Source organism: Clostridium tarantellae (assembly GCF_009295725.1).
Classification (GTDB): Bacteria; Bacillota; Clostridia; order Clostridiales; family Clostridiaceae; genus Sarcina; species Sarcina tarantellae.
In genome coordinates, this window is the sequence record NZ_WHJC01000105.1 from 1 (window position 1) to 10979 (window position 10979).

Here is a 10979-nt window from a genome sequence, read left to right on the forward strand (position 1 = left end):
GTAATAATTTCTATATCTTTTCCTAAAATGTCTTTATAATCTTCTTTAAATATTTCAGCTGTTTTGCTTAACTCAGCTTCATAATTTCCATCTAAAACAATTCTACTACTGTCTGCAATTTGGAAATTACCATCTTTTCCAACCCATTCTCTTAAAGAAGGAATAACCTCTGGCTTTGTATTTGCACCTATATTTCCTGAATATTTACCTGGTACAGTTACTTCTATACCCTTTGTTTCTAAAGAAGTTTCCCCTTGCTTAACTCTAAAATCAACTGTTACTTTAGTATCTACTAAAGGCTCATTAATAGTTAAATCTGAAGCTATAATTTCCTGATAGTCACAGCCTATAAATTCAATTTCCATATCTGATGGAACCTTAGGCATTTGTAACTTAGTATCTCCTTTATTTATGATTGGCACCACTAAATTATCTATTACCTCTTGTGGATTTGTAGGAAGTTCTCCATTATAAATTTCCATTTCATATAAAGAAACAGTTGTCCATACATCTGGATTATTTTCCTCACAGAAAAGTCTAACATATCTAGCATTTTGCTTTTCTTCAAAGGATATTAACTCTTCTCCTCCTTGGGCATTGTCTTTTCTATGAATTTTGCTCCAATTTTCTGCATCATTTGAAACTTCTATCCTATAAACCTTAGCATTAGCTGTTTCCCAGTATAATTTAATTTTATCAAACTCTGTTTCTTCACCCAAATCTACATATATCCATGGTTGATGTCCATTTGTAAAATGACCACTTGACCATCTTGATGATCTAGATGTTCTGTCTCCATCTGTTATTTTATCTGCAGTAAAATTTTCTCCTTCAGGCTCAACTGATGATGCCACTGCGGTTTTCCCTAAAGCTAAATTTAAAGTGGATAACACTTTTTCTTCTGATTGAATAGCTACATCATTGCCTGTTGCTAGTGCTGATATAGTATTTAAACTAATTGATGAAATAACAGTAGCCACAGTTAATAATGAAAGAATTTTTAATTTTGCCTTTTTCATATTAATCTCCCCCATTTATACAATTTAAAATAAAAATTAATTTATTTACTAAAATATAATTTTGTAAAACCCGTTGCTTTGTATACTATTACATCTTATAGTTAAATATTACTATATTTACTTTTTTATGTCAATTTACTATAATTGATTTATTAAATTTTTATACAGATTAATAATAAAATACTAGTGGAATTTTAGGCTATAATCCACTAATAACAAAACAAATTCATTGTGATATACTTTAATTAAACTAAAGATAAAGGAGTGATTAATATGAAAAAAAATAAAACTAATTTATTAATAGGTACACTATTAACTCTTTGTATACTAATTCCTCTTTTTTATTTCACTATCAGTAACAAAAAAATAAATTTAAATGAACCTAAAATTGGAAATATCAATAATACTACTGATAACAAAAAAATTGCTAATGAAAATCCTATAATAAATGATAATGCTAATGTTGTTAATTACGGAAATGATGGTACAAAATCTAGTGGTATACGCCATATTAAAGTTCCTAATGTTTTTTCTAAATCATTTTATTTTAGAAATCCATCTGTATATTATAGTTACATACAAAGACCTGATACTACTTCAACTGAAGCACCAGTTCCTGGAACAATACAAAGTCCAACTAATAATTTAAAGCCTATTCCTAAGCCAAATACAACTAGACGAATATCTCCTAATGTAGTTCAAGTTCCAAAATCGCATGAAAAAAATAATAAAAATTTACCAAAGCCTACTCCAGTAGAAAATATAACACCTAATATAAATCAGCCAATAATTCCTAATGTTCCAAAAGAAAATATAAAACCACAAGAAACAACACCTGCACCAGTACCTGATAACAAAATAGAAATACAGCAACCTGAACCTGTAATAGAAACTGCACCTCCATCATCGGAAAAGCAAGTTCCAATTGAGCCAAAGGTTGATAAATCTTCAAAAACACCTTCTTCTCATGATAATATAGCATCTTTAAATGATGTAGAACAGGCCATTTTTAATCAAGTTAATATAGAAAGATCAAAAGTTGGTCTTCCTTTATTATCCTATAATAAAACTATGGAAAAATACGCTAGAATTAAATCAAAAGATATGGGTGATAAAAATTATTTTTCTCATGAAGATCTTCAAGGAAATTTAATAACAGTTCAAATGGCTAAAGATGGAGTAAAATATAAAGCTTGGGGTGAAAATATTGCTTCAAGAGGTGGTGGAATAGATTTTAAAAAATTATCTGATCAATTTATGACTCAATGGATGAATTCTGCTGGTCATAGAGCAAATATATTATCAACAGATTTTCAATCAATGGGAGTTGGTTTATATCAAATTGGTAATGAAGTATTTGCTACTCAAGAATTTTATAAATAATATAAGAATTAAGGGTATGTAATAATTTTACACACCCTTTTTTCTTATATTTAAACTATACTTTTTAAATTTTCATCTCTTTGTAATTTTAATATACCTATAAAAAAGAATACAAAAGCAAATAAAATTACTATTATTATATACATATATACATCATTAAAACTTTTTCCATGTTGAAGCTCATCAACTGTTTTTAATATCCAACTTTGAGGAAAAATCATTGCAACTTGTTGCATCCATTTTGGCATCATTTCAACGGACCAAAAGCATCCTGAAAGCATACAAGTTGGGGTAATTAAAATATTTGATAAATAAGAAGATTGATTAAATGTTTTTGAAAATGCTGCTATTATAATACCAAATCCTATGGAAACTAATCCAAAACTTAATAATATTATAAATAATGTTGCTGTATTAATATAAAAATTTAAATTAAGTACATATAATGAAAGAACTAATATTATACAAACTTGTATTATATAAATTAATAAATTAGAAAATACATTTGCAAATATATATTGTCCCTTTGTTACTGAAGAACAAAAAGTTCTATAATAAGTTTTATTAAACTTATCTCTCATTATAAATCCGCTTGTTACACTAGAAGCCATAAGCATAAATACTAATAAAAGACCTATACTTTGTTTAGTAGCACTTTTATCTTTTCCTTTATCTGAAATAGATACATTTTCAAGCTTTAAACTTTGACTTTTATATCCTTCATATAATTCTCTAAATAAATTACTATTACCTTCAGCTACTTTGCCTATACTCACCAAATTATCTACATAATAATTTACATAGTTTTCTATCCATGCTGTAATTTCTTTTCCTCTTACTGAAGCTATTTCTATCTTTTGGTTTTTTATATTTATGATATTTTTGTCAAAATCTTTAGGAATAACCACTACACAATCTACATTTCTATTTAATAAAGATTTATCTATATTTTCTTCTTTTATATTTTCATCTATTATAAAATTAGAGTTTGCTTTCATACTTTTAATCATATCTGTAGATATATAGGATTTATTTAAATCTACAACTCCTACTTTTGTATAAGAAGTTCCTACAGCAGTTAAATATAAAGAAATAAACACACCTAAAATTGGAAGTAATATGAAAGTAATTATATTTGATTTTTTTCTAAAAGCTTGCTTTAATATATTTTTGCTTATTAATGCTATATTTCTCACTTATATCACATCCTTTCTAGGCCAAAGAATAGGTGTAATTAAAAACACCATTGCAATTATAAGATTAATTGCTATAGCTATTGGTATAGTACTTAAATTATTTCCATAAATCATCTTAAACAAAGCTTCATTAGTCCATTTAATTGGAGATATAATAGATACTGCATTTAAAGCATTGCTTCCTATAAAGTTAAGAGGTATATATCCTCCTCCTAGAAATACCATTATAGGTATTAAAATATGCATTGCTATAGCTACAACTCCACTATTTTTTATCATATTAGCAAGACCTATACCTACAGATACTGCCATAATTACTGCTGATAATGAAATTCCTATTATAGCAAAATAATTATTTCCCCAATTAGTTTTTAATATATATCTACTAAATAAATAAATTAAGAATATTTGAAAAGAAGTAGCTGCACAGCATCCTATTAACTTTCCAAACAATATATTACTCTTTGAGATTCCACTACATAAAAGTCTTCCATAGGTTCTTCTTCCTATTTCTCCCAATATAGTAAAAGCACCTGCTGGTATACTGTAAAGAATAATCATAGTAAACATAGTAATAGAATAATACTCTAATCCTGTAGGTTCTTTTCCTGCTACTATTGATTTAAATTCTACATAATTAGGAGTTACACTATTATCAATTTTAGATAATGCCATGGGCTTCTTTGTAGCAATTTCACTGATTAAATTAGATTTATCCACAAATGTATTCATTAAACTTAAAACTAAATTAGAATTAAAAACTCTTAAATTATTAGTATAAAATAATATTTTATTAGTATTTTCAAATTTAAGATAAGTATCACAAGTTCCATTACTTATATTTTCTAATGCATTTTTTTCATCAGTAACTTCCGTAAAGTTTACATTCATAGTTTTTTCTATATCATCAGCAAAAACTTTAAATTGTTTTGATATATCTGAATTTTTCTCTACAGAATATATTACATTAATTTTAGGAATACTTCCTGATGATTGAAATGATGATGCAAAAACTGTACCTAATATAACCATCATAAGCATTGGAAATACTGTCATTAAAATCATACTTTTTTTGTCTCTTAAGTTATGTAATATTTCTTTTTTTATTATGTATAACATTTTCATAGAGCCACCTCTAGTCTCTTAGTTTTTTTCCTGTTAATTTCAAGAATATAGTTTCAAGATCACTACTTTTATTCTCTATATTTCTAACTTTTACATCATTTTTAATAAAATATTCTATTACTTTATTTAAACTAATTTCTGATGATTTACAAGTTATTTGTAATGTATCTTTTTCTAGCTCTATATTTTCAGCTTCAATTATTTCTTTAAGTACAGTTAAATTTATTTTTTGTGCATCTTCTACAGTAATCATTATTAAATTAATATCTGTATGCTCTGATATTAATTTATATTTTTCTCCTTCAGCAATAATATGTCCCTTATCAACAATAGCAACATTTGTACAAATCTCTTCTACTTCTTCCATATAGTGACTAGTGTAAATTATTGTACATCCTTTTTCATTAAGCTTTTTTATAGATTCTAATATATGATTTCTTGATTGAGGATCAATTCCTACTGTAGGTTCATCCATTATTATTAACTTTGGTTGATGTACTAAAGCACATGCTATATTTAATCTTCTTTTCATACCACCTGAAAATCTTCCAGGATATTCATTTTTTCTATCTAATAATCCAACAAACTCTAAAGCTTTATTTGCTCTTTGCTTTAATAACCTACCATTTAAACCATATATTCCTCCAAAAAAAGCTACATTTTCATATGCTGTTAGATCTTCATAAATAGCTATATCTTGAGGAACTATTCCAATATTATGTTTTATATCCTTTGATTTTTTAGTGAATTTTTTACCAAATATTTTTATTTCTCCTTTATTTGGAGTAATCAATCCACAAATCATATTTATAGTAGTACTTTTTCCTGCTCCATTAGGTCCTAATAATCCATATATTGATCCTTCTGGTATGTTTAAGTTAATGTTATTTACTGCTTTATTACTTCCATAGCTTTTTACAAGCCCTTTAATCTCCACCAAATTCATTTAATCAACTCCTAAGTTTTTATTCTTTAAATGCAATTAACATGTAGTAAATTATATATAAAATAATTGTATATATTAAACAACCACTATAAAAAATTAATGCTCCTCCTAGTAAGTTCAATATAAAACTAAAGGTACCATAAATAAGCCCTTGACTTATATTTTTAGTAGCTATAATTCTACTTATAGAATAAAGAAATGCTATTATATATATTGAAATTACTAAAGGTAAATTCGCTAAATTTACCAATAATCCTAAAAATATAAAATAATAAAGAATTATTTCTACTATAGCAAATATTATAGGTCTTACTAAAGCCGTATACATAGGATTATTTTTATCAAATTTAATCCATGATACTTTTGACATTTCCATTCTACTATCTTTACCCATAACAATATTTACAATAACTATAGATATAAAAAAAGTAATTTCTATTATAGTTATTATTGATAAAATTAATAATACTATTGATTGCCAAATTTTATTGCCTGAAAATATATTGTAATAAAAAACATATCCTTTATTGTAAATAAATATAACTGGTAATAATCCTATAATAACTATGTAAATAACTTTTATTCCTTCCCAAGCAATATTAATTTTTGAATTTATTAAACTAGAAATACTTAAGCAACTTCTTTTTATTACCGTAGAATTTTTAATGCTAAATCTCATTGGCAAATAAAGAATAGAAGTATATATTATTAGTAAAACTAGAGTTAAAATTTTTAAATAGTCCATATCTATCAATCCTTTGAAACAATTGAAATATTTTGTAAACAATGAGTGATTACAGGAATAATAACACTATAACCACTAAAATAGAATAAACATCCATATATTAATCCTGAAAATATTTTTTGAATAAATATTACTTTACCTAAGCTAATATGATTTAAAGCATATACTATTGAAGTAATAAGTAATATAGTTACTATATTAAAACTAAAAGTATTTAAAAGTATAGAAAACCAAAGTTGTCTATAAATAAATTCTTCTGATATTGCTATTATTACAGTAAACATTACTATCTTAAAGCTAGCATTTTTTATCATAAAATTTATTTTTAAGCCTTTTACTTTCCTGTTAGGAAAATTAACCATATATGCTAATGCTATTTCAGTGAAAATAGTAAAAGGAACTGCTAAAATTGCTACTCCATACCAATAATTTTCTTTAGGTAAAAGCATATTAAAGTCATTAGGAGTTACTACAAAAACTAATGCTAATAAAAATAAAAAAACTCCTGATAACAACTTAAAAATCTTATTCATATCATAAGAATCTTTTCCTATCCACATACCTAATTGAGCAAGTATTGTAGGACTGAAAGTTGCTAATAAAACTATAATACTAAGGCATTGGATGTGGATATCCATTTTTCACCCCTCCATATTTTTTCATTCTTGGATGATTTGCAAATGGAAATTCTGGTATACACATTTCCAATATTTCTGGTAAAAGCACTCTAGTAACATACCATCCATTATTTCTTGTTTCTGGTGGAGTTATATCTAGGTATACTCCATACTCACTTACTTTAGATAAATGTTTTAATAAGAAACTAATTTGCTCATCTATATTCTTATCTTTATAATTTTCTATAGAAGATAAAAGAATTTCACCCTCTATAATTTCTTCCATTATATTATCCTTTTCTTCATGTTTATTTGGAGCTGCATAAAATAATACATTACTGTCTAAATCTAAAAATTTAGCATCTTCATTCATTACATGCTTTAATCCATCTGGATTATATACAGTACTAAAATAAGGTCCATAGGCTATAGAAGCGGCCTCCATTATTCCTCTAGTTAGCGAATGTACTGGATCTAATCCACCTTGAACTCCAAAAGTTATATATGGCATGCCTTTATCTTTTCTTTTTAAAATCACTCCAAAGTTAGGTAAAGGTATTTCATCTAAAGTCATATATATAGGTATTATTTCATAAGATGAATCCTTTCCTAAGTTAACTTCTTCTAATAAATTATTAACTAATTCATTATCAATTTTAACTCTTTTACATTTTATCTTTGTATACCAAGTTAACATAAAAGCATCTATTTGTATGTATTCAACAAGTGAATTTATTAATGCCTTTTTTAAACTTTTATGAGATGCTGTTCCTGTACTAAATGAAGGTATAAAATTAACCTCATTTAATTCTTTATTTTCTTTGTATCCAACAAACATCATTTTTGCAGGAACCCAAATTTCTTCATTTTTCTTAAAAAGAGATGGGCATTTTATCCATCCTATTATGTCATCTTCATTTACTTCTTTTTCTGAAATAATAGCATGTAATTCCTTAGCATATTGTCTTTGATTTTCTGTAAATACATTTAAATATTCTAAAGGTAATACTTTTCCTTTTTTGCTTAATTCTTTATAGCTAGAAAATACTATTTTATCTTTAACTAATTCTGGAGCTACAATAGTTGAATATCTTTCTATACTTTCACCAGTGTATTTAATTAATGCCTCTTCATAATGTGAACCATAACCTATTATATGGTATTGTATATCCATATCTTGACTTAAAAGAGTTTTATGATATTTAGGCATATTTCCTGTTATACTTTTAAGTTTAACTTCTCCATTAAAATTAACTAATGGCATAGCTGATGCTTCAAGTATTCCACTTTGATTGCCTGCTAATGACTTAAAGTCATTAAAAATATTGTTAAAACTTGGGTAAAACTTCATCATAAAATTACCCTCCTAATTATGAATTAATATTATCAATTATATTATTTATTACATTTCTTGTAGAAATATTTATCTCTTCTAGTTGAGCTTTTGCTACATTTCCACAAGCTGAACAATAAGGAACTCTTAGTAAATCTTGAACTTGAATCTCTAATGTTGGAACAAACATACTTAAAACTCTTCCTTCAAATTTACATGTATTGAAATTATTTATCATATATCCTTCTGAAATTAATAAATTAGTCATTGTATTTAATAAAGGTACTATGGAATCATGTATTTGAATCTTTGTTTTATCTTTACTTTCTACAAACTTATGATAAGAAACATGGTCTTCCATCCTAGCTAAAATACGCTGTTCAAAACATTCTAAACAGCCAGTTTTAGGTGGATTTATGCTTAACATAGTTATAAATGGACCATCTATAAATGATACAACAGCTTGTTTTTGTAATTCTATTAATGCTCTATTTACATTTCTAAAAACATTCACATTTAAATGTGCCATACACATTAATACAGCTGAATATTTACTTAATTCTTCCTTTAATCCTTCTAAATTACTTTTAGTTTCTAATCTATCTAAAGCTGATGTAACATCTTTTTTTATAATATTATTTATAAACTCATCAGAACATATTTCTAATTCAACATTCATTGCTTTTGATAGCTCATTAATATTTTTCTTGCAATATTCATTATCAGAAATTAAAAGTAACTTTTTTCCCTGTATTTCATCTTCTTTTATTAAAGCGTGTCTTAAATCCCCTAATAAAACTTTATCTAATTCATCATTAATATCTTTTTCATCCTTACTACATATCATTCCGGCTTGATATAAAGCACTAAAAATATTAATTAAATTTTCTTTTTCTTTGCTATTCAAATTAAATTGTTCTAAAGAATTTAATTTAATTGAACCTCCATTTTTAAGTTTATGTATTAAATTTCTTAAAGCACTTTTAAATCCTTCACTCTCTTCATTTAAATCTAAAACTGCTTCATTATAATTCCATAATCCTTTTCTAAATCTTATTTCATTTGTTCCATTATCTATTATTCTTAAATTGTTATTTAATATGTAATCTTTTGATAAATCCATTTATTGTCCCTCCAATTCCATTCCTACAATTGTCATATGAACTACGTGATTAAAATGTCCATCTATATTTATAAAATTTTCAATATATTGCTTTTCATATCCTCCAATATCACAACAACCATATCCAATAGCTGTTGAAACCAACTGAAGATTTTGAGCTGTTTCACCAGCTTCAATTAAAGCATATGCCATTCCAGAATCTCCATATTTTCTTGTATTCTTTAAAAAATTATAAACATAAAAAACTATTAAATTAGCATCTTCAGCATTTACTGCTCCAAACTCTGCAAAATTTCTTATATTAGCACTTTCTTCATTAAATTTTATAGGTTTTATTGAATGGGAATAAGGATAATATTTATATACTCCATCTTTTAATTTTTTTACATTTTGAATATACATATATATATCTATAGGATATAATCCTCCACCAGATGGTGCATTTCTAAGTTTAATTTTTTTATCTCTATTAGATAAATTATAAGGTTCAACTTCATTACTAACTCCTTGAGCATAGTAAAGAATATTTGAAAGTTCATTTAAAGACATATTTGATTTCATATAACTTCTTACACTTCTTCTAGAAGTTATAGCCGTTGATAATCCAACTCTAATATTTTTAGCATTGGGAAGTTTTATAACATCATTTAAATCTTCGCCCATTTCTGCATTAACAGCTGTTAATGCCGCATCCTGTTGAAAGAAATTCGCTACACCTATTCTAAAACCTAAATAATTATTATTTGTTCTATAATTTAAAAGATATTCTTCTGATCTAAATCTATTTTCTTTAGAAAACAACGTACCTTTTATAATGGTTTCTGGTGTTCTTACTACTGTAGAATCAACATACGGGGACATAATACAATATTGTGTATTAAAATGTATAAGTTTCATATTTTCTACTGGATCAATATATTTTTTTTCTTCTTTTTTATTGCCAAACACTATTTACACCTCCTAGTTAACATTTAACTCCTTATGAAAATTGCCAGGTATATTTATATTATTATAATTTACCTGGCAAATTATTAATTATTATTTTTTTATGTAAAACTTACCTTTTATAAATTAGTTTGCTGGTACAGTAGAATTTGTTGTGGCTGATCCAATTCCAACATTTATTGATATACAACAACAGCATGTACAACAACAACAAGATCCTGGTGCTACATTAACTTCTTGGTTAACATTTGTCGTTGATAAAATATTTTCATTAAACTTTAACATATAAATCTCCACCTTATTTTTTCTTATGTTGTATATTACTTTCCACTTGTTCCATTTATGTTAGTTGTAGCTGATCCACCACCAACATTTACTCCTACACAACAACAGCATGTACAACAACAGCATGCTCCTGGTGCTACATTAACTTCTTGCTTAACAGTTGTAGTTGATAAAACATTTTCATTAAATTTTAACATATAAATCTCCACCTTACTTTTTATTATAATATATGTATTATAAATTTTTATTTTCCGCTTGTTCC

Annotated in this window: 12 protein-coding genes; 1 reads left to right on the plus strand and 11 read right to left on the minus strand. The window is 25.9% G+C overall.

The window, feature by feature from the left end:
- A partial coding sequence (locus tag GBZ86_RS08415) for a discoidin domain-containing protein (RefSeq protein ID WP_234885137.1) occupies positions 1-1019 on the minus strand: 1019 nt, incomplete at its 3' end.
- A 273-nt stretch (positions 1020-1292) separates the two neighbouring features.
- On the opposite strand from GBZ86_RS08415, the gene GBZ86_RS08420 reads away from it, so the two are divergent.
- On the plus strand, positions 1293-2402 hold the full coding sequence (locus tag GBZ86_RS08420; RefSeq protein WP_152889605.1) for a CAP domain-containing protein: 1110 nt from the start codon (positions 1293-1295) through the stop codon (positions 2400-2402).
- Positions 2403-2452: 50 nt separating this feature from the next.
- On the opposite strand, the gene GBZ86_RS08425 is transcribed toward GBZ86_RS08420, so the two are convergent.
- The 10 genes from GBZ86_RS08425 to GBZ86_RS08470 form a co-directional block, all read right to left on the minus strand.
- A complete protein-coding gene (locus GBZ86_RS08425; protein WP_327444669.1) occupies positions 2453-3598 on the minus strand; it encodes an ABC transporter permease in 1146 nt (381 codons plus the stop codon).
- Positions 3599-4723 (minus strand): SagG family ABC transporter permease subunit, encoded by a 1125-nt coding sequence (locus GBZ86_RS08430; RefSeq protein WP_152889607.1) that lies wholly within the window; start codon positions 4721-4723, stop codon positions 3599-3601.
- Between the two features lie 10 nt (positions 4724-4733).
- A complete protein-coding gene (locus GBZ86_RS08435) occupies positions 4734-5669 on the minus strand; it encodes an ABC transporter ATP-binding protein (RefSeq protein ID WP_152889609.1) in 936 nt (311 codons plus the stop codon).
- Positions 5670-5688: 19 nt separating this feature from the next.
- The gene (locus GBZ86_RS08440) at positions 5689-6414 is read right to left on the minus strand and encodes a SagF family protein (RefSeq protein ID WP_152889611.1); all 726 of its coding nucleotides are present in this window, start codon (positions 6412-6414) and stop codon (positions 5689-5691) included.
- Between the two features lie 5 nt (positions 6415-6419).
- A complete protein-coding gene (locus GBZ86_RS08445; RefSeq protein ID WP_152889613.1) occupies positions 6420-7052 on the minus strand; it encodes a CPBP family intramembrane glutamic endopeptidase in 633 nt (210 codons plus the stop codon).
- Complete coding sequence (locus GBZ86_RS08450; RefSeq protein WP_152889615.1) at positions 7027-8385, minus strand: YcaO-like family protein; 1359 nt, start codon at positions 8383-8385, stop codon at positions 7027-7029. The genes GBZ86_RS08445 and GBZ86_RS08450 overlap by 26 nt, the downstream gene beginning before the upstream one ends.
- Before the next feature lie 16 nt (positions 8386-8401).
- Complete coding sequence (locus GBZ86_RS08455; protein ID WP_152889618.1) at positions 8402-9487, minus strand: streptolysin associated protein SagC; 1086 nt, start codon at positions 9485-9487, stop codon at positions 8402-8404.
- Positions 9488-10435, minus strand: a complete 948-nt coding sequence (locus GBZ86_RS08460) for a SagB/ThcOx family dehydrogenase (RefSeq protein ID WP_327444675.1) — start codon at positions 10433-10435, stop codon at positions 9488-9490.
- Positions 10436-10558: 123 nt separating this feature from the next.
- A complete protein-coding gene (locus tag GBZ86_RS08465) occupies positions 10559-10717 on the minus strand; it encodes a streptolysin S family TOMM toxin (protein ID WP_152889619.1) in 159 nt (52 codons plus the stop codon).
- A 35-nt stretch (positions 10718-10752) separates the two neighbouring features.
- Complete coding sequence (locus GBZ86_RS08470; protein WP_152889620.1) at positions 10753-10914, minus strand: streptolysin S family TOMM toxin; 162 nt, start codon at positions 10912-10914, stop codon at positions 10753-10755.
- Positions 10915-10979 lie beyond the last annotated feature (65 nt).